Annotated in this window: 17 protein-coding genes; 7 read left to right on the top strand and 10 right to left on the bottom strand. The window is 70.6% G+C overall.

What is annotated here, in order from left to right; genetic code table 11:
- Positions 1-16: 16 nt before the first annotated feature.
- Entirely contained in the window at positions 17-802 is a 786-nt protein-coding gene (locus AB0383_RS29930; protein ID WP_364172231.1) for a sulfite exporter TauE/SafE family protein, read from the bottom strand.
- A gap of 192 nt (positions 803-994) precedes the next feature.
- On the opposite strand from AB0383_RS29930, the gene AB0383_RS29925 reads away from it, so the two are divergent.
- From AB0383_RS29925 to AB0383_RS29915, 3 genes are read left to right on the top strand one after another with little or no spacing between them, the layout of a single operon-like run.
- On the top strand, positions 995-2,005 hold the full coding sequence (locus tag AB0383_RS29925) for an extracellular solute-binding protein (RefSeq protein WP_364172232.1): 1,011 nt from the start codon (positions 995-997) through the stop codon (positions 2,003-2,005).
- Positions 2,006-2,839, top strand: a complete 834-nt coding sequence (locus tag AB0383_RS29920; protein WP_364172234.1) for an ABC transporter permease — start codon at positions 2,006-2,008, stop codon at positions 2,837-2,839.
- A gap of 3 nt (positions 2,840-2,842) precedes the next feature.
- Entirely contained in the window at positions 2,843-3,898 is a 1,056-nt protein-coding gene (locus tag AB0383_RS29915; RefSeq protein ID WP_366189125.1) for an ABC transporter ATP-binding protein, read from the top strand.
- 299 nt (positions 3,899-4,197) lie between these two features.
- Here AB0383_RS29915 and AB0383_RS29910 read toward each other — a convergent pair whose 3' ends face one another.
- A complete protein-coding gene (locus AB0383_RS29910; RefSeq protein WP_366189124.1) occupies positions 4,198-4,665 on the bottom strand; it encodes a DUF309 domain-containing protein in 468 nt (155 codons plus the stop codon).
- Between the two features lie 67 nt (positions 4,666-4,732).
- Between AB0383_RS29910 and AB0383_RS29905 the strand changes: the two genes are divergently transcribed.
- Complete coding sequence (locus AB0383_RS29905; protein ID WP_364172240.1) at positions 4,733-6,172, top strand: GuaB1 family IMP dehydrogenase-related protein; 1,440 nt, start codon at positions 4,733-4,735, stop codon at positions 6,170-6,172.
- 157 nt (positions 6,173-6,329) lie between these two features.
- On the opposite strand, the gene AB0383_RS29900 is transcribed toward AB0383_RS29905, so the two are convergent.
- Entirely contained in the window at positions 6,330-7,616 is a 1,287-nt protein-coding gene (locus AB0383_RS29900) for a PhoH family protein (RefSeq protein WP_364172610.1), read from the bottom strand.
- Positions 7,617-8,351: 735 nt separating this feature from the next.
- Between AB0383_RS29900 and AB0383_RS29895 the strand changes: the two genes are divergently transcribed.
- A complete protein-coding gene (locus AB0383_RS29895; RefSeq protein WP_364172242.1) occupies positions 8,352-8,597 on the top strand; it encodes a hypothetical protein in 246 nt (81 codons plus the stop codon).
- 90 nt (positions 8,598-8,687) lie between these two features.
- Here AB0383_RS29895 and AB0383_RS29890 read toward each other — a convergent pair whose 3' ends face one another.
- Positions 8,688-9,464: an isoprenyl transferase gene (locus tag AB0383_RS29890; protein ID WP_366189123.1), complete on the bottom strand. Its 777-nt coding sequence runs from the start codon at positions 9,462-9,464 to the stop codon at positions 8,688-8,690.
- A 129-nt stretch (positions 9,465-9,593) separates the two neighbouring features.
- On the opposite strand from AB0383_RS29890, the gene AB0383_RS29885 reads away from it, so the two are divergent.
- Positions 9,594-10,235 (top strand): hemolysin III family protein, encoded by a 642-nt coding sequence (locus AB0383_RS29885; RefSeq protein WP_366189137.1) that lies wholly within the window; start codon positions 9,594-9,596, stop codon positions 10,233-10,235.
- Positions 10,236-10,257: 22 nt separating this feature from the next.
- On the opposite strand, the gene AB0383_RS29880 is transcribed toward AB0383_RS29885, so the two are convergent.
- Positions 10,258-11,151, bottom strand: coding sequence for an MBL fold metallo-hydrolase (locus AB0383_RS29880; protein ID WP_366189122.1), 894 nt, complete (start codon positions 11,149-11,151; stop codon positions 10,258-10,260).
- A gap of 91 nt (positions 11,152-11,242) precedes the next feature.
- On the opposite strand from AB0383_RS29880, the gene AB0383_RS29875 reads away from it, so the two are divergent.
- Entirely contained in the window at positions 11,243-12,118 is an 876-nt protein-coding gene (locus AB0383_RS29875) for an AraC family transcriptional regulator (RefSeq protein WP_366189121.1), read from the top strand.
- A gap of 370 nt (positions 12,119-12,488) precedes the next feature.
- Here the strand turns inward: AB0383_RS29875 and AB0383_RS29870 are convergent, their stop codons facing one another.
- From AB0383_RS29870 to mca, 5 genes are all read right to left on the bottom strand, one after another.
- Complete coding sequence (locus tag AB0383_RS29870; RefSeq protein ID WP_366189120.1) at positions 12,489-14,384, bottom strand: acyl-CoA dehydrogenase; 1,896 nt, start codon at positions 14,382-14,384, stop codon at positions 12,489-12,491.
- A 548-nt stretch (positions 14,385-14,932) separates the two neighbouring features.
- Positions 14,933-15,490, bottom strand: coding sequence for a hypothetical protein (locus AB0383_RS29865; protein ID WP_360592192.1), 558 nt, complete (start codon positions 15,488-15,490; stop codon positions 14,933-14,935).
- A 121-nt stretch (positions 15,491-15,611) separates the two neighbouring features.
- A complete protein-coding gene (locus tag AB0383_RS29860; RefSeq protein WP_364172252.1) occupies positions 15,612-17,603 on the bottom strand; it encodes a thioredoxin domain-containing protein in 1,992 nt (663 codons plus the stop codon).
- A 69-nt stretch (positions 17,604-17,672) separates the two neighbouring features.
- On the bottom strand, positions 17,673-18,008 hold the full coding sequence (locus AB0383_RS29855; RefSeq protein ID WP_364172254.1) for a hypothetical protein: 336 nt from the start codon (positions 18,006-18,008) through the stop codon (positions 17,673-17,675).
- On the bottom strand, positions 18,005-18,919 hold the full coding sequence (gene mca / locus AB0383_RS29850) for a mycothiol conjugate amidase Mca (protein WP_364172256.1): 915 nt from the start codon (positions 18,917-18,919) through the stop codon (positions 18,005-18,007). Before mca ends, AB0383_RS29855 begins: the two co-directional genes overlap by 4 nt.
- Positions 18,920-19,047 lie beyond the last annotated feature (128 nt).

Genomic DNA, 19,047 nt, shown 5'->3' with positions numbered 1-19,047 from the left:
ACTCTCGCCCGTCGGATCAGGCGAGCGTGGCTTCGATGAGGTAGAGCGCGCCGATGCTCATGGCGAGGATGCCGAGCAGGAGGCGGAGCCCGGTTTCGGGTAACCGGGGCTGCAGGCGGGTGCCGAGGTAGCCGCCGAGCAACCCGCCGAGCCCGCAGGCGAGGCCGACGAGCCAGTCGGGTGCGATGTCGCCGGTCGAGGTCATCGCGAGCACGGCGAACGAGGCGGCGCCGACGAGCGAGGTGACGAAGGTCGATGCCAGTGCGGCCGGGGCGGCGGTGGTGACGGGGACTCCGCGGCTGACCAGGATCGGGCTGAGCAGCGAGCCGCCGCCGATGCCGTAGATCCCGCCCACGATGCCGACCACGAGCGCCAGAGCGACGGTCGCGCGCGGCGACGGTGGTGTGTCGGAGCGCTGCGGGCGAGGGTGCAGCGTGCGGACGCAGATCCACAGGCCGAGGGGCAGGAGGAAGGCCGCGGCCAGGAGGCGGAACACCTGCGGGCCAGGCACCGCGAACACGCGGATGACAGCTCCGATCACAACCCCGGGCACGGTGCCGGCGAGCAGCAGACGCGTCAGCCTGCCGCGAAGGTGCACGCTCCGGCGGTGCCGGACGAGGGCTCCGGGGCCGGCGACGACGTTGAACAGCAGGTTCGTCGGGGTGACGGCCGGGTTGGGGACGCCGAGGATGCTGACCTGCACGGGAAGGAGGAATACCGCACCGGACACGCCGGCGGGAGTGGTCACCGTCGAGATGATCAGGCCCGCGAGGAACGCGAGCACCTCCGTCGACCAGCTCACTGCTGCCCTTCCTGTCGTCGCGCGACCGCGACAGCTTGCGGCAGAGGCAGTCCACCAGGCGCCTGGTGGGATGGCCGCCGAGCGAGGCCGTCGCGAGTGTCCTGATTGTGGCGCGTGAGCTGTTCGGTGCTGTCGTCCATACCTCACGGTCGCTAGCCTTGCTTACTCTGCGACGAGGCAGGAGGTAGCACGGTGCGACGGGGCTTCGGGCTCAGAGTGCTGGCAATCGGTGCGGTGGCGGCGGTGGTGACCGCGTGTGGGTCGTCGCCGGCGGCGCCGGCGAGTGGGCCCGCTCCTCCGGTCACCGGCACGTTGATCGTGAACGGGGCGGGCACGTTGGCCAAGCCGTTCGCGGCGATGATCGCGGCGTTCAAGGCGCAGAACCCGGGCGTGACGGTGCAGTCGCGGTTCGCCGGGAGTGTCGAGGTGGTGCGGGGCATCACCGAGCTGCACAACCCGGTCGACGTGCTGGGCGTGGCGGACTACTCGCTGATCCCGTCGAAGATGTACGGCACGAACGGTGGCACGCAGTTCGCGAACTGGTACGTCGGGTTCGCCTCGAACCGCATCACCTTCGCCTACACCGACCAGAGCAAAGGCGCTGCCGGCCTGACCGCGGACAACTGGTACCAGGTGCTCGCGCAGCCGGGGGTGAAAGTCGGCCGGTCCAATCCGGACACCGACCCGTCCGGCTACCAGACGTTGCAGATGCTCGCGCTGGCGCAGGCCTACTACCACCAGCCGAACCTGTCGGCCGGGGTGCTGGCGAACTCTCCGCCGGAGACCATGGTCGGCACCGAGACGCAGCTGCTGCCCGCGGTGTCCTCGGGGCAGATCGACTACCTCGGGATCTACCGCTCCGACGCCTTGCAGCACCACCTGAAATTCCTGGACCTGCCCGCACAGATCGACCTTTCCGACCCCGCGCTGGCCGCGACGTACGCGACCGTCAGCGTGCCGACGTCGTCCGGGCCGCGGACGGGCAAGCCGATCGTGTACGCGCTGACCGTGCCGACCAACGCACCGAACTCCGCCGCGGGGCTGCGGTTCGTCGAGTTCGTGCTCTCCCCGGCAGGGCAGAAGATCATGAGTGACAACGGGTTCACCGTGGTCAACCCGGCGGTCGCGGGAACCGCGAACGGCGCGCAGCTGCCCGCGTCGGTGCAGCCGCAGACAGTTCCGGCCAAGCTGTCCGGGGGCTGAATGAGCGACAAGGCCGAACGCGTGGTGCCCCGGCGGGTGCACGGGCTGTTCCCGGCACTGCTGTGGGTCGCCGGCGGGCTGCTGCTCGGGTTCATCCTGCTGCCCGTGCTCGGCCTGGTCACCGCCACCTCGCCCGGCGGCCTCCGAGCCGCCGCGGCCAACGACGAGATCCGCGACGCCCTGTTGCTGAGCGTCCAGGACGCCGCGATCACCGCGGTGATCGCCACGGTGCTCGGTGTCCCGCTGGCCTACCTGCTCGCGACGCGGCGATTCCCCGGGCACGCACTCGTACAGGCGATCGTGGACCTGCCACTGGCCGTCCCGCACACCGTCGCCGGGATCTCCCTGCTGTTCGTGTTCGGCCGCACGGGCTGGCTCGGCGCCCCGCTGCAGGCCACCGGCTTGTCCTTCTACGGCACGCAGGCCGGGATCATCGTGGCGATGCTGTTCGTCAGCGCGCCATTCGCCGTGAACAGCGCACGCGTTGCGTTCGAAGCACTGGACCCGAACGTGGAACGCGCCGCGCGGAGTCTGGGCGCCTCGGCCGGGCAGACGTTCCGGCGAGTCAGCCTCCCGCTGGCCTGGCGTGGAGTCCTGACCGGCGCGGTGCTCGTGTACGCCCGCTCGATCAGCGAGTTCGGCGCCGTCGTCATCCTCGCCTACTACCCGGCCACCGCCCCCGTGACGATCTACAACCTGTTCCTCTCCTCGGGCCTCGCCGAATCCGCGTCGGCCGCGGTACTGCTCCTGCTCGTCGCCCTGGCCACGTTCCTCGTGCTGCGCACTCTCGCCTCGGGCTGGCTCGTCGCGGGGAACACCCGCGCGCGGCGGTGACTCGTGCTCATCGTGTCCGACCTGCGCACCGAGGCGGGATCATTCCGGCTCGGCCCCGTGGACCTCACCGTGTCCCCGGGCCGCGTCCTGGTCGTGCTCGGCCCCTCCGGCGCGGGCAAGAGCATGCTGCTCGACACCATCGCCGGATTCCGCACCCCCGGACGCGGCCGCGTGCTCCTTGACGGTCAGGACATCACCGGCCGGCCCGCCGACCAGCGCCGGATCGGCGTGGTGTTCCAAGACGCGGCCCTGTTCCCGCACCTGTCAGTTCGCGGCAACGTCGGCTTCGCACCCGCCTTGCGTGGCCGCCGGCGCAGCCCGGAAGTCGACGAGCTGCTCGACCGGTTCGGCATCACGCACCTCTCCCACCGAGCGCCACGCTCGCTCAGCGGCGGCGAGCGGCAACGAGTCGCACTGGCCCGCGCCCTCGCCGCCCGACCGGCCGCCCTGCTCCTGGACGAACCCCTCTCGGCACTCGACCAACCCGTCCGCGAAGAGCTGCGCGAAGTGCTCCGGGCGACACTGCAGGACCTGGCCGTGCCCGCCATCCACGTCACCCACGACCGCGACGAAGCACTCCGCCTCGCCGACGACCTGGCCATCCTCGACGCCGGCACCCTCCGCCAGACCGGCCCCACCGACGAGCTCACCCGCCACCCCACCGACACGGTCACCGCCCGCCTGCTCGGCTGGGCGGAACTCGGCCCCGCGGCCCCCGGCCCCGAAGGCCTGCGCGTCGGCAACCTGCCGATCGACCAGGCGGTCCGCGGCGACGCCGCGACTCCGGGAACGGTGTTCTATCGACCGGAAGAAGTCCTCATCGGTGGTCCGGACCGGATCTCGTCCCCCGCGCTGCGGGTGTGGACCCAGGTCGTCGAGGTCGTCCGCACGCTCCCGCTCGCCCGGGTTCTGCTCGCCACCACACCACCCCTGACCGCACTCGTGTTGCACCGTGACCTCGACGGGCTGGACGGGTTCGACGGCGAGGTGGAGGTGACCGTGCCCCAGCACGCGCTGCGCGTCATCGAGCCCGGAACACCGCTCCTCCTGCCGAGGTGAGCCCGCTTCAATTCTCGCGCGGCACGATCACTGCTCCGCTGCGACACCGGCCGATGCCCCCCACGTACGCAAGCACGCCGAGGCCTCGGCCCCGATGTAGTCGCCCTCATCCCGAGCAGGCCGGAACAACCCCGCGCAACGGTCGGCGCGGTCCTGCAGCAACCGCGCGCGTCGGCCGCGCGCAGCTTCACCGGCTCCACGAAAGCCCCCAGCGTCACGCCCGCCGTCGACGGCCACGATGATCGCGGCACCCACAGCGGTCAGCACGGCAGCGGTGTGCCGGCCGGCACCGACAGGGATCAGCCGATCAGCCGCGGTGCCACCGGTTCGGCCCGCGCGCGCGACTTTGCCTCGCCGGCCAGCCCGCGAGCCCACGCCTGCAAGCCGGGGACGTCGATCCCGTGCGGCGGAGCGGCCGCGAACGGCTCGAGGTTCGCCGCACCGCGCTCCAGCAACGCGACGGCGCCCGTGCCGTTGCCGCGCAGGGCGTGGGTCATGCCGACGGCCAGCTGCGCCAGGCCGCGCCAGAGCTCGCGTTCGGGGCTGTCCGTCGCCTTCCACGCGTCCTCGAAGACCTCGTGGGCGTGGAACGGACGGCCCTCGTCGAGGAGCAGCTGAGCTTCGGCGAGCGTCTCGCCCGGGGTACGGACCACGCCTTCCGGCTGGCGGGCGACGCCGTCGGCGCCGTACGGCAGGGGCCGGCCGAGGCCGTCGCGCGGGCGGGCGTTGCGCGCTCGGCCCGATTCGTCGCGGTCACGGCCGTTCATAACGGCATTGTTCCACGGGTCACGCCGGGTTCGCGTCTGCGGCGTCAGGCACGTAGTCTGGGGACTCGTGCGCTTTCTCGACGGGCACGTGCCCGCTCACGACCTGACCTACGACGACGTGTTCCTGCTGCCGAACCGTTCGGACGTGGAGTCCCGCTTCGACGTCGACCTGTCCACTGTGGACGGCACCGGTGCGACGATCCCCGTGGTGGTGGCCAACATGACGGCCGTCGCCGGACGGCGGATGGCCGAGACGGTGGCCCGCCGCGGCGGCTTGGTGGTGCTGCCGCAGGACGTGGACACGGAGGCGGTCGCCGAGATCGTGACGTGGGTGAAGAGCCGCCACACCGTGTGGGACACCCCGCTCGTGCTCACCGGCGGTGACGCCGTGGCCGACGCCCTCAACCTGGTCCACAAGCGCGCCCACGGCGCCGTCGTGATCGTGGACGGCGAAGGCCGCCCCGTCGGCGTTGTCGACGAAGCCGCGTGCGCCGGTGTCGACCGCTTCGCGCGCCTGGCCGAGATCGCGGAGCCCGCGACCGTCGCCGTGCCGCTGGACACGCCGCCGCGCGAGGTCTTCGACCTGCTCCACACCCACGGCGGGCGCCTCGCGCTCGGCCTCGACGCCGAAGGCCGCCTCGCCGGCGTGCTGACCAGCGTCGGCGCACTGCGCGCGGGCGTCTACACCCCCGCCACCGACGCCGGCGGCCACCTGCGCGTGGCCGCCGCGATCGGCGTGAACGGCGACGTGGCCGCGAAGGCCGAGGCCGTGCTGGCCGCGGGCGTCGACACGCTGGTCGTCGACACGGCCCACGGGCACCAGGAGAAGATGATCGCCGCGCTGAAGGCCGTCCGCACGATCTCGCCGAGCGTGCCGGTGGTGGCGGGCAACGTCGTCACCGCCGAGGGCACCCGCGACCTCATCCACGCGGGCGCGGACGTCGTGAAGGTCGGCGTCGGCCCGGGCGCGATGTGCACCACGCGCATGATGACCGGCGTCGGCCGGCCGCAGTTCTCCGCCGTCGCCGAGTGCGCCGCCGCCGCGCGCGAGCTGGGCAAGCACGTCTGGGCCGACGGCGGCGTCCGCCACCCGCGCGACGTCGCCCTGGCCCTCGCCGCGGGCGCCTCGGCCGCCATGGTGGGCTCCTGGTTCGCCGGCACCCACGAATCCCCGGGCGACCTGCGCTACGACGAGCAGGGCCGCCCGTACAAGGAGTCCTTCGGCATGGCGTCCAAGCGCGCCGTCGGCGCCCGCACCCGCACGGACAACGTCTTCGAGCGCGCCCGCAAGGCGCTGTTCGAAGAGGGCATCTCCACGTCGCGCATGGCCCTGGACCCCAACCGCCCCGGCGTGGAGGACCTGCTCGACTCCATCTGCTCGGGCGTCCGCTCCTCCTGCACCTACGCCGGCGCGCGCACGATGGAGGAATTCCACGAGCGCGCGTTGCTCGGGGTGCAGTCGGCTGCGGGGTTCGCGGAGGGGCGGCCGCTTCCTTCAGGCTGGTGAGACCGAGGGTCACCGCCACCCCGGCCGGGGTGCTCGGCCACGCAACTTCCGAAATCAGCGCCACGGGAAGCCCGTTCTCAGGGCAATCGCCAGCGATGGGCCGACACCGCCCGGAGCCTGCCCGCCCCAGATCGGGACGGGCAGGCTCGCGAGCAGATCAGCCGTGATCCTCCAGCATCTCCGTGACCAGCGCCGCAATCGGCGACCGCTCCGAGCGCGTCAGCGTGACGTGCGCGAACAACGGATGCCCCTTCAGCTTCTCGATCACCGCCGAGACGCCGTCGTGGCGGCCGACGCGGAGGTTGTCGCGCTGGGCGACGTCGTGGGTGAGGACCACGCGTGACGCGGTGCCGAGGCGGGAGAGCACCGTGAGGAGCACGTTGCGTTCCAGTGACTGTGCCTCGTCGACGATCACGAAGGAGTCGTGCAGCGAGCGTCCGCGGATGTGGGTCAGCGGGAGCACCTCGAGCATGCCGCGGTCGAAGACCTCGTCGAGCACGTCCTGGCTGACCAGCGCGCCGAGGGTGTCGAACACGGCCTGCGCCCAGGGCTGCATCTTCTCGCTCTCGGACCCGGGCAGGTAGCCGAGGTCCTGGCCGCCGACGGCGTAAACGGGGCGAAACACCACGACCTTGCGGTGCTGGCGGCGTTCCATCACCGACTCGAGGCCGGCGCACAGCGCGAGCGCCGACTTGCCGGTGCCCGCGCGTCCGCCGAGCGAGACGATGCCGACGTCCGAGTCGAGCAGCAGGTCGAGTGCCACGCGCTGCTCGGCGGAGCGGCCGTGCAGGCCGAACGCCTCGCGGTCGCCGCGCACCAGCCGCACACGCTTGTCCGCCGTGACGCGGCCCAGGGCGCTGGAGCTGCCCGCGAGCAGCCGCAGGCCGGTGTGGCACGGGAGCTCACCCACCTCGGGCACGCCGTACTCGACCGGGTCGACGGTGCCGCCCGAGAAGAGGCTGTCGATCAGTTCCTGAGGGGCGTCCACGTCGGCCATGCCCGTCCAGCCCGACGGCGTGACCTCGCCCGCGCGGTACTCGTCGGCGGCCAGACCCACGGCCCCCGCCTTGACCCGCAGCGGGATGTCCTTCGTCACCAGCGTGACCGACGGCCGTTCCACCGCGAGGTTGAGCGCGCACGCGAGGATGCGGTGGTCGTTGGAGTCGGTCCGGAAGCCCACAGGCAGCACCGACGGATCGGTGTGGTTGAGCTCCACCTGCAGGGTGCCGCCCTCTTCGCCGATCGGGATCGGCGCGTCGAGCCGGCCGTGCTTGAGCCGCAGGTCGTCGAGCAACCTGAGCGACTCGCGGGCGAACCAGCCGAGCTCGGGGTGGTGGCGCTTCGCCTCCAGTTCACTGATGACGACCAGGGGCAGCACGACCGCGTGTTCGGCGAACCGCGTCACCGCCCACGGGTCGGAGAGCAGCACAGACGTGTCGAGCACGTAAGTGGACTGCCCGGATTCGGGCGAGATCGAGGCTTTCTCCGGGCCAGAGGCACCGGTCGAAGAACGGCCAGAGGCCTTGCGGGGTGAACGCTGCGCAGTCACGACGGCATCTCCCTCGAGGGCGTGTTGCACCCCACGCCCGCACTCGCTGGGCCGGGCACCTCCCTGGCTGGGTCCGCACTCCCTGACGTTGGCTACGTCAGCGCGCGCGGCCACGAGGGCCGGGTGCCGGCCCCCTCGTGCATCGTGTGGGCGGCTGTGCCGCCCCCTCGATCAACGCCACGACCAGGGCCTCCCGTGAGGACCCGCACGGAACGCGTGCCCTCACTTCCGGAAGGTACCGACGGATCGCGGTTCGTGCAGGCAGCCACACAGGTGATTCGCTCATTCGTCATCTCACCGTAGGTCGTCCGACATCGACGCCCCGTCACTGTCACGCTACGTCACCAAGTTGGCAATCGAGTGATCACGCGGTCGCGTGATCATGGAAAAAAGATCACCGAACGCGTTCGAAAGATCAGCGCAAAGGCTTGTACCACGGGGTGGACGAGAATGCATTTCGCGTCCTGAAGACAGGACCGGACCGGGTGAACCACGCGATTTCGGCCTCACACAATGGGCGTACCCGGCATTCATTTCGGCCTCGGAGCGGGTAATTTTCTCACTGCGGGACACACCACCGGAAACTTCGGTGCCCCGGATCCCAGATATCTCTACCTAGGAGTGTGCGAAGTGCTGAAGAAGGCTGGAATCGTCGCCGGTGCCGCCGCAGGCCTGCTGATGATCGGCGGCACGGCGTTCGCCTCGCCGGCAGACCACAGCTACACCCCGGACCCGACGTTCGGCGACGCCTACGCGACCTTCATCGAGGGTGGCGGGGCCCTGGGCTTCGGCGCGGCCTCGCTGGTCGCCGGTGCCTACACGGGCATCGCCACCACCCCGGCGCTGGTCCTCCACTCGCTGGAGCACCACGGCTGATAGCCGATCTCGGCTATGGAAGGGCCCCGGAGTCTCGACTCCGGGGCCTTTCTGCTGCGTTCATGTCCAGTCCAGTGCGGCTCGGGTGGCTCAGGTGCCGAACCGGCGGTGGCGCCACGCGTAATCGCGAAGCGCGCGAAGGAAGTCCACCCGCCGGAACGCGGGCCAGTAAGCCTCTGTGAACCAGAATTCCGAATGCGCCGACTGCCAAAGCAGGAATCCGGAAAGCCGCTGCTCTCCTGACGTTCGGATAATAAGGTCGGGATCCGGCTGGCCGGACGTGTAGAGGTGTTCCGAGATGTGGTCCACGTCGAGGATTTTCGCCAGCTCGCGGATCGACGTGCCCTCGTCGGCGTGCTGCAGCAGCAGCTTGCGCACGGCGTCGGCGATCTCCTGCCGCCCGCCGTAGCCGACCGCGATGTTCACCTCCATGCCCGTCCGGTCCTCCGTGCGGGCCGCGGCGGCGGTGAGCTTCTTCGCGACGTCCAGTGGCAACAGGTCCAGCGCCCCCATGATCCGCAGCCGCCACGGCACGGCGGGACCCGCGAGCTCGTCGGTGACGTCGGTGATGATCTTGAGCAGCGGCTCCAGCTCGTCGGGGTCGCGGTTGAGGTTGTCGGTCGAGAGCAGCCACATGGTGACGACCTCGACGTCGGCCTCGCGGCACCAGCTGAGGAAATCGGCGATCTTCTTGGCACCCGCACGGTGCCCGTCGGCCACGTCGGCGAACCCGGCTTCCCGCGCCCACCTGCGATTTCCGTCGAGCATGATCGCGATGTGCCGCGGATGGCGGCCCCGCGCCTGCTGGATCAGGCGGCGGCCGTAGACGCTGTAGACGACGTCGGACAACAAGGACCGGAGGCTCACGTCGGCTGAGCGTACGCACCCCCGCGCCACACGTGTGACGCGCCACGGGGGGTGGCGAAAAACCTACGCTCCCGTAGCCTTGGCCGGGTGAGCGTGACGACCGAACCCCCACCGTCCGACCCGGCGCCTGTGGACACCCGCCCGCGCCTGCGCGGCCACATCCACTTCTGGTCCTTCTTCGGTGCCCTCGTGGGCGCCGCCGCTCTGGTGAGCCTCGCCGCGTCGACCGTCTCGCCCCTGGCCGCCCTCGCGACGTCCGTCTACGGCCTGACCGTGCTCGGCGTCTTCGGCGTGAGCGCGCTGTACCACCGCCGCCTGTGGGGCCCGCGCGCGTACAAGTGGATGAAGCGCGCCGACCACTCCATGATCTTCCTGTTCATCGCCGGCACGTACACCCCGTTCACCCTGCTGGCCATGTCGAAGCCCACGGGCTACATCATCCTGGCCATCGTCTGGGGCGGCGCCATCTTGGGCGTCGCGATGAAGATGCTGTGGCCGAACGCGCCTCGCTGGCTGGGGGTGCCGATCTACATCGCCCTGGGCTGGGTGGCGGTCTTCGTCATGCCGGAGCTCGCCCAGCACGCCGGCGTCGCCGCCCTGGTGCTGATCTGCGTCGGCGGCCTCTTCTACACAATGGGCGCGGTGTTCTACGCGGTGAAGTGGCCGAACCACTGGCCGGAGACTTTCGGGTACCACGAGTACTTCCATGCGTGCACGGTGTTGGCGGCGGTGTCGCATTATGTGGCGATTTGGTTGGCGCTCTACGCGTAGCCGGTTTGCGGCGAGCGGCTGATCAGGCGTCGTCGCGCCAGGCGCGGATGGCGAAGCGGTCACCGGAGCGCTCGATTTCCGCGACCGAAGCCTCCGCGAAGTGCGCTGGGATGACCAGTTCGTGCAGGTCGGCGGCGCGGCCCAGCACGCGGGTGCGCGTCGAAGCTGCCAGGGCGCGGTCTTCGCAAAAGCAGCTGCTGTACGAGGGTTCCAGGATTTGCACGGGGCTGTGCAGCAGATCCCCGACGAACACCGCACGGTCTGTGCCGGAAGTCAGGCGCAGCAAGGAAGAGCCGGGAGTGTGGCCGGGTGCCGGCTCGAGGACGAGGTTGCCGTCGATGCGGTGGGAGTCCTCCCACAGCACGGCGCGGTCCAGGACCGGCGTGATGCTGTCGGTGTAGACCAGGTGGCTGCCGCGCAGCCGCAGCGGGTCGACGCCGGCGCGACGGTGGGCGTTGCGCGGATCGAACCACTCCGCGTCGGCGCGCGGAATGAGGTACGTCGCGTTCGGGAAGGTCGGCACCCAGCCGTCGCCGTCGGGACGGGTGTTCCAGCCGACGTGGTCGTAGTGCACGTGGGTGTTGACCACGACGTCCACGTCTTCGGGGCCGACACCCACAGCGGCCAGCCCGGCCAGGAAGTCCGTGGCCAGGTGGTCGAACAGCGGGATCTGCGGCCGCGCGCGGTCGTTGCCGACGCCGGTGTCCACGAGCACCACCTTGCCCTCGCTGCGCAGCACCCACGTCTGCACGGCGGCGTGGTACGCGTCGGCCTCCGGGTGCCAGTGGCGCGGCGCGAGCCAGCTCTGGTTGTCGCGCCAGAGCTCGGCCGGGGTGTCCGGCAGTACGGACCGGATGGGCGCGATGTCACCCGCCCATTCGACGACCTTGGTCACTTCGACTTCACCGAGTTTCATGCGTTCGACGGTAATCCTCACCTGTGAGCATTCCAATGCGTCAGATGCGCTGTTTGATGCTCGAAAGTCTCACCGGAGTACACTGTGCCGCATGGACGTCCTCAGCGACGCGATCGCCGTGATGCGCACGGGTGAGCCGTCGTCGAACCGGCTGCGCGTCGGCGGCGACTGGTGCTACCGGTTCGCGCCCTACGCCGGCGCGGGCTTTCACGTCGTGCTCCGCGGCACGGGCTGGCTGCGCGGCGGCGGCGAGCCGGTCCAGCTCAGCCCCGGTGACGCCGTCCTCCTGCCCCACGGCGCCACCCACGTGCTGTCGGCCACGCCCGACGACCGCCGCGCCGTCCCGTTCGAAACGGCCGTCGACGATCCCTCCGGCCCCACCGACCTGTTGTGCGGCAAGTACCGCTTCGACCGCTCACGCGCGCACTTCCTCGTCGAGGGTCTCCCCGACCTCGTGCATCTGCCCGCGCGCGTCGGCGCGCACCGCGAACTGGGAGCGGCCATCACGCTGCTCGGCGGCGAGGTGAACGGCGCCCACCCGGGCCGCGACGCCGCCGTCGCCGGGTTGCTCGACCTCCTGCTGGTGTACCTGCTGCGCGCGTGGTTCGCCGAAAACCCTGGTGCGGGCTGGCCGAAAGCCTTGGCGGACCCCGAAATCGCCGCCGCGCTGGACCTCCTGCACACCAATCCCGCCCGTGCGTGGCGGCTCGAAGACCTCGCCGACGAGGTCGGCCTCTCCCGCGCGACGCTCGCCCGCCGCTTCACCACCCTCACCGGGCGCGCACCGATGGCCTACCTCGCGTGGTGGCGCATGGCCACCGCCGCCCGGCTCCTACGCGACGGCGACCGTCCGCTGCCCGCCATCGCGCACCAAGTCGGCTATGGCTCTCCGTACGCGTTTTCCCACGCGTTCAAACGCCACTTCGGCGTCGCGCCCGGGCAATACCGGCTCAGTCCCGCGGCGTAGATGCGGGCAGGAATGGGGACGGGACCGCGAACGTGTCCACCAGGGTTCCTGCGTCGGGCGCGGCTCGGCAGCCGGCTGGTCACCGCCGATTACCGCACCAACAACAACACCGCCGCCCCGACAGTTCCTCGGGTGATCAGCACCAGCAGGGCGTAGCGAAAGGTTGTAGCCCAACCGGCAGTGGCGGCGGCTAACAAAGTGGTCCCCCGTGTGGCGGTCAAGGCCAGGACCTCCGGTGGTTGCGGACTGCGAAACCCCCCGGCGCACCATGGTGCCAGGCCACAAGAATAGCGACGGTACCCCGGCGTGAGCGAGCGGCCGATCAGGTGGCTTCCGATCGGCCGCTCGTCGAGACAAGGACTACCGAGCGTCAGTCCCGCAGCATAGGTGCGGCCAAGAATTGCGAAGGTATCGCGAAAGCGTCCACGAGGGTGCCCGCGTGGGGACGCAGCTCAGCGCACAAACCGTTCACCGCGGCGCTCACCGCCTTCGACCGCGAAGTCGTGAGGCGGCCGTGCTCGAGGAACCAAGCCCGGTCCTCCTCGATCGCCGACAGGGCGTACAGATCGCACACCCGCGAGAGCAAAGCGGCGGCCTCCGGATCGGAGCAAGCGTCCACCGCGCGCGCAAACGCCGACAGCACAAGGTGATCCACGTGCACCCGGCCGGCGCGCAGCACGTGGTCCTGCGCGGCGTTGAACACCCCGAACGGGTCGTCGCCGGCTTTGCGCAGGCGGTTCGCGACGCCGTCCAGCACATGTTCCTCACGGTCCTCGAAGAGGCGCAGCTGCCATTCGCGGTCGAAGAGCACCTTGGCGTCGTCGAATTCCGTCAGGCGTTCCACGAACTTGCGGGCGGAGGTGCGTTCCAGGACCACGTCCATGAGTTGTTCGGCGACGAAGCGCGCGGTCGCTAGTGGACTGAGGTCCGCGAAGTGCTCTTTGTATTGCGTGAGAAGGCCTTTGGCCACGAGCTGGAGCAGCACCGTGTTGTCGCCTTCGAAGGTGGTGAAGACGTCGGTGTCGGCTTTGAGGCCGGCCAGCAGGTTTTCCGACAGGTATCCGGCGCCGCCGCAGGCTTCGCGGGCGGCCTGGATCGTGGCGGTTGCGTGCCAGGTGTTGGCGGCTTTCAGGCCGGCCGCGCGGGATTCCAGTTCGCGTTGTTCCTCTTCGGGCGCGTCGGGCGCGATGTCGTTCAGCTTCGCGACGAGCTCTTCCTGCGCGAAGTGCAGCGCGTACGTCTTCGCGAGTGCCGGCAGGAGCTTGCGCTGGTGGCCGAGGTAGTCGAGGATCACGACCTCCTCGCCGTCGGGGCTCTTGAACTGCCGGCGCTGCTCGCCGTAGCGGATGGCGAGCGTCAGCGCGCGTTTCGTGGCGCTGCCTGCGCTGCCGCCGACGCTCACGCGGCCGCGGATGAGCGTGCCGAGCATCGTGAAGAAGCGGCGGCCGTCGCTTTCGATGGGGCTGGAGTAGGTGCCGTCCTCGGCGACGTCGCCGAAGCGGTTCAGCAACGCTTCGCGCGGGACGCGGACGTGGTCGAACGCCAGGCGGCCGTTGTCGACGCCGTTGAGGCCCGCCTTGCGGCCGCAGTCCTCGATCGTGACGCCGGGCATCGGCGCGCCGGAGTCGTCGCGGATGGGCACGAAAAACGCGTGCACGCCGCGGGAGTCGCCGCCTGTCACGAGCTGCGCGAATACCACTGCGGCGTGGCCGTCGCGCGCCGCGTTGCCGATGTATTCCTTGGTGGCGCCGGGATCCGGGCTGTGGACCACGAACTCCTGCGACGCCGGGTCGTACGTCGCTGTGGTGTGCAGGTGCTGCACGTCGGAGCCGTGGCCGTGCTCGGTCATGGCGAAGCAGCCGAGCAGATCGAGGTCCATGATGCGCCGCAGGTACTTCTCGTGGTGGCGCTGCGTGCCAAGGAGTTGCACGGCGCCGCCGAACAGCCCCCACTGCACGCCGGCCTTCACCATCAGCGACAGGTCGCCGAGGCCGAGCATCTCGAACGACACCACCGAACCGCCGATGTCGCTCTGCCCGCCGTACGCACGGTCGAACCCGAGCGCCAGCCGGTCCGTGGCGGCGAGTTCGCGCAGCTGGTCGAGCACCTGTGCGCGGTGCGCCTCCACATCGAGGTCCACGGGGTCGCGGAACTCCTCGCCCGACATCTGCACGCGTACGCCGCGGCGCAGCTCGGCCCAGCGGCCGTCGAGAACGGCGGTGAGCGCGTCCGGGTCCACCTTCGCGGGAACGGCAGGGATGTCCACGATTCCTCCGATGCGGCTGGCGGCTACTCACTGGTAAGCCTGCCCGCGCCGCCGCGTCGTCGCAGGTCGAGGTGACGAAGACGACTCGATCGTTTGGTGGCTGTCCCGGTGGGGAAAGCGCGTGGCGATGAGTTCGTCAGTCACCGCCGCTCAACCACGGCGGGTACTGGGGCGGCGGGACTCGGGCGGGTGGCCGGCCCGGACAGATCTGCGGACTCTGCCGGGACAGTGGCGTTCCCGGGCCGGACGGGGACGTTCGGGCGACCGACCCCAGCCGACAAACGCGCGCGACCCCTGTGCACGAGGGACTTTTGCACCGCGGCGAGAAGCTGTGCGCCGCGGCGTCGCTGCGGACACAAACGAGCGTCGGCGACGGATGGTGCTCGGCTCACGCGCGAAGGGGACCTTCGCTCCGTAGGCCAACCCCACACCGACCACGGCCCGCGCGGGCCGGGCGCATTCGTCGGCCGCCCACACACACGAAGCCCCCACACACACGAAAGGGACTCTCGCGCCGAAGCACGAGAGTCCCCGCCGATATCCGGCCGTCAGCTCAGGTCCGGGCCCTTCGAGCGCAGGTCGTCGACCTTGGTCATCGCGTCGCGCAGCTCGGCGAGCCACGTGTCGGCGTGTTCGCCCACGAGCCGGACGGCCCAGGCCAGCGCCTCGGAGCGTGAGCGGGCGACCCCGGCCGCGACGAGCGTGTCGAGGACCAGCCGTTCGGGCTGACGCAGGCGCGTCATCACGGGCGCGGACAGCGTCGTGAACAGCACCTGCGTGCCGCCCAGCTTGGCGCCCCACGCGACCTTGCGCTGGTAGCGGTGCTCGGCCTGCCGGGCGATCTCGATGCGCTCGTCGCGCGTGTCCTCGCGGAACCGGCTGATGCGGCCGTCCTCGGCGGCCGCGCGGGCCGCGTCGTCGGCAAACTCGCCGGTCAGCGCGGGCAGCTCGCCCACGATGATGATCTCCTCGCGGTCGACCGTGACCTCCGGGTCGCCCGTGAACCAGCCGTCCGGGAGGCGCCCGCCGAACCAGGCGGCCGCGTCTTCGGCCGACGGCACCTCGGCCTGCTGCCAGCCGCCGCGGCCCTTCCAACCTCGTCCCATGTGTCCCACCACCTTGAAGTGCGTGCGTGTACATGTTCGCCTCGGCGATTACATGATTACCTCGCTACTCAAGCTACGCCGAATACACGTCAGACAGGGCACTGTTCACCAGGGGCGGAACTCAGAGCTGCGCCAGCAGGTCCTCCGCCGAGGTCACCGGGCGATCGCAGACATAACCGCGGCAGACGTACGCCGCCGCAGCGCCGTCCACCAGCGGACGGTCCGCCAGCAGCGGCACGCCGGGCGCATCCGGAGCGCCGCCCAGCACCACGCCGCCGCCGTGGATCTGCCGCGCGGCCGCCGCGACCAACTCCGCTCGCGCCTCCCCCACGACGGCCACCTGCACCGGCCCCGACTGCGCCGCTTCAGCCACCGAAAGCCAGTGCCCGGCGAAGCGCGGCGCCCGATCCACGAGCAGGCCGGCGCGCTGCAACGCCGCATCGGCCGCGTCACGATACCGCGCGGCCTGCTCGAACCCGGCCAACGCCGAGGCCGTCAGCAACGCGCCCGCCAACGCTGAAGCCCCCGAAGGGCTCGCGTTGTCCGTGGGGTCGGATGGCCGCTGTACCAACGTTTCCGCGTCGTCCGCGGTGTCGTGATACGCGCCCACGGCGTCCGAAGCGAAGTGCGTCAACGCCAGGTCCAGCAGCCGCGAGGCCTCCTCCAGCCACCGCGGCTCCCCCGTGGCCTGGTGCAGCGCGAGCAGCCCGTCGGCCAGGCACGCGTAGTCCTCGAGGACGCCCGCCGGCACGCCGACCACGCCGTCTCGCGAGCTGCGCCGCAATCGGCCGTCCACGAGGTGAGTGGAAAGCAGCAGCGACGCCGCCCCACGCGCCAGCTCGATCCACTGTGGACGCTCCAACGCGACACCCCCCTCGGCGAGCGCGGTGATGGCGAGGCCGTTCCACGCGGCCACCACTTTGTCGTCGCGCGCCGGCTGCGGCCGCGAAGCCCGCGCGGCCAGCAGCGTCTGGCGGACGTGCTCGAACCGGTCGGCAGACTCCGGCGCACCCGGCAGCTGCAGCGTCGACGAGCCCTTTTCGAACGTCCCGGACTCCGTCACCGAAAACACCGAAGCCGCCCACACGCCGTCCTCGTCCCCGAGCACTTCGCGCAGCTCGGCGGGCGTCCAGACGTAGGTGAGTCCCTCGACGCCGTCGGTGTCCGCGTCCAGTGACGCCGCGAAGCCGCCCCCCGCGGTCAGCAGATCCGCCTCCAGGAACCGGACGATCCCCTCGGCGACACCCAGAGCGAATGAAGACCCCCGCCGCGCCAAATGGGCGTAAACGCGGAGCAGCAAAGCGTTGTCGTACAACATCTTCTCGAAGTGCGGCACGATCCACTCGGCGTCCACGGAGTACCGCGCGAAGCCGCCGGCGAGCTGGTCGTGGATGCCGCCGCGAGCCATGGCCTCCGCGGTCGACGAAGCGAGCACCAACGCTTCGGCCGAGCCTGTGCGCTCGTGGTGGCGCAGCAGGAACTCCAGCACCATCGACGGCGGGAACTTCGGCGCGCCGCCGAACCCGCCGTGAACGGGGTCTACCTCGGCCGCGAGCTTCTCGACGGCGCCGGCCAGCACGCCGGCGTCCACCGCCGAAGCCTGCAACGGCCCGCTCTGCTCGGTGAGGTGCCCGATCAGCCGCTGCGCGCCCTCGCGCAGGTCTTCGGGACGCTCGGCCCACGCCTCCGAGACGGCCACGAGCAGCTGCCCGAACGACGGGATGCCCGGCCGCGGCGTCGGCGGGTAGTAGGTGCCGCAGTGGAACGGCTCGCCCTCGGGCGTGAGGAAACAGGTCATCGGCCAGCCGCCCTGGCCGGTCATGGCCTGGGTGGCGGACATGTACACCGCGTCGATGTCCGGCCGCTCCTCGCGGTCGACCTTGATGTTCACGAAGTGCGCGTTCATCAGCGCCGCGGTGCCCTCGTCTTCGAAGGACTCGTGGGCCATCACGTGACACCAGTGGCACGCCGCGTAGCCGACCGACAGCAGGATCGGCACATTGCGCTGCCGCGCCTCCGCCAGCGCTTCGGGCCCCCACTCACGCCAGTCGACAGGGTTGCCCGCGTGCTGCAGGAGGTACGGGCTGGTCGCGTCCGCCAGTCGGTTCGCCATGCCTCCAGGGTGACATGGCGCTCGCCGAGGCGAGTCAGGCGCGTCGGCGAACCCGCCCGGCGGGCGAGGTCAGTCGGACTTGGCCCGCGCCGGGTCGGCCGGCTCGGCGGCCTTCACCTCGGCCCGTTCGCCCGCGCCGTCCGACTCCGGCGTTTCGCCCGAAGCATCCGAGGACGGCTCTTCCTTGTCGAAGCTCGCCGGCACCTTCTTCAGGTGCTTACTCATCGACCGGATGAGGAACGCGACCGCGATCAGGAACAGGATCAGCACGAGGAAGCCGACGGGCGACGACTTGCCGAAGTCCTCACCCTGACCGCCGTTGTCGCCGCTGTCGGGCTGCTGGGCCAGGAACAGGGCCGACGCCGTCAGCGGGGCGACCGCGACGGCCGGCACACCGAAACTCATGGACTCACCTTCTCCTTGATGCCGGCGAACAGATCATCCTCCGGCAGCGTGCTGTCCACCAGGGAGCGGTTCAGCTCGTACTCCTCGGTCGGCCACGTCTCGCGCTGGATCTCGAGCGGGACCGCGAACCAGCGGCTGGTCGGGTCGATCTGCGTGGCGTGCGCCTTCAGCGCCTCGTCGCGCACCTCGAAGTATTCACCGCACTCGATCCGAGTGGTCACCCGCTCCATGATGTCGGCCCGGTCGGGGTCCCAGGACTTGAGCCACTCCTCGTACGGCGAGGGCAGACCGGCCGCCTTGAGCGCGGTGTCGAAGGCGGTCATCCGGGCCTTGGAGAAGCCGTGCACGTAGTAGAGCTTGAGCGGCTGCCACGGGTCACCGGCGTCCGGGAAGCGGTTCGGGTCGCCCGCCGCGTCGAAGGCCGCCATCGACACCTCGTGGGTGCGGATGTGGTCCGGGTGGGGGTACCCGCCGTTCTCGTCGTAGGTGATCAGCACGTGAGGGCGGAACTCCCGCACCACGCTCACCAGCGCCTCGGTGGACTCCTCCAGCGGCACCACGGCGAACGAACCCTCGGGCACCGGCGGCAGCGGGTCACCCTCGGGCAGCCCCGAGTCGACGAAGCCGAGCCAGCGGTGCTGCACCCCCAGGATCTTCGCGGCCCGCGCCATCTCATCGCGGCGGATCTCGGTCATGTTGGCCAGCACCTCGGGGCGGTCCATGGCGGGGTTGAGGATGCTGCCCGCCTCACCGCCCGTGCACGTCACGACCATGACCTCGTGGCCCTCGGCCACGTACTTGGCCATCGTGGCGGCACCCTTGCTCGACTCGTCGTCGGGGTGCGCGTGCACCGCCATGAGACGCAGGTTCGAGATACGGTCGCTCGTCGTCAGCTCGTCAGCTCGCACCATGTTCCGAACGACCCTTTCGTGGTCCGTTATTCCGTCGTACCCTGCCCCGGCTCCACGCCACCGGAACGGCTCGCGGATACTCGACGACAGGTGGTGCCCCCAGTCGGGCTCCACCCATTGTCCCCACG

Origin of the sequence: Amycolatopsis sp. NPDC051373 (assembly GCF_040689465.1) — a bacterium.
Classification (GTDB): domain Bacteria; phylum Actinomycetota; class Actinomycetes; order Mycobacteriales; family Pseudonocardiaceae; genus Amycolatopsis.
This window is presented reverse-complemented; position numbering and strand designations above follow the sequence as displayed.

Bases quoted from the DNA above. Each gene is read 5' to 3' on its own strand.
- AB0383_RS29920 (WP_364172234.1), top strand. From the start codon at position 2,006: ATGAGCGACAAGGCCGAACGCGTGGTGCCCCGGCGGGTGCACGGGCTG.
- AB0383_RS29910 (WP_366189124.1), bottom strand. From the start codon at position 4,665: ATGAACGGCCGTGACCGCGACGAATCGGGCCGAGCGCGCAACGCCCGC.
- AB0383_RS29880 (WP_366189122.1), bottom strand. From the start codon at position 11,151: ATGAAACTCGGTGAAGTCGAAGTGACCAAGGTCGTCGAATGGGCGGGT.
- AB0383_RS29875 (WP_366189121.1), top strand. From the start codon at position 11,243: ATGGACGTCCTCAGCGACGCGATCGCCGTGATGCGCACGGGTGAGCCG.
- AB0383_RS29865 (WP_360592192.1), bottom strand. From the start codon at position 15,490: ATGGGACGAGGTTGGAAGGGCCGCGGCGGCTGGCAGCAGGCCGAGGTG.
- AB0383_RS29860 (WP_364172252.1), bottom strand. From the start codon at position 17,603: ATGGCGAACCGACTGGCGGACGCGACCAGCCCGTACCTCCTGCAGCAC.
- AB0383_RS29855 (WP_364172254.1), bottom strand. From the start codon at position 18,008: ATGAGTTTCGGTGTGCCGGCCGTCGCGGTCGCCCCGCTGACGGCGTCG.
- mca (WP_364172256.1), bottom strand. From the start codon at position 18,919: ATGGTGCGAGCTGACGAGCTGACGACGAGCGACCGTATCTCGAACCTG.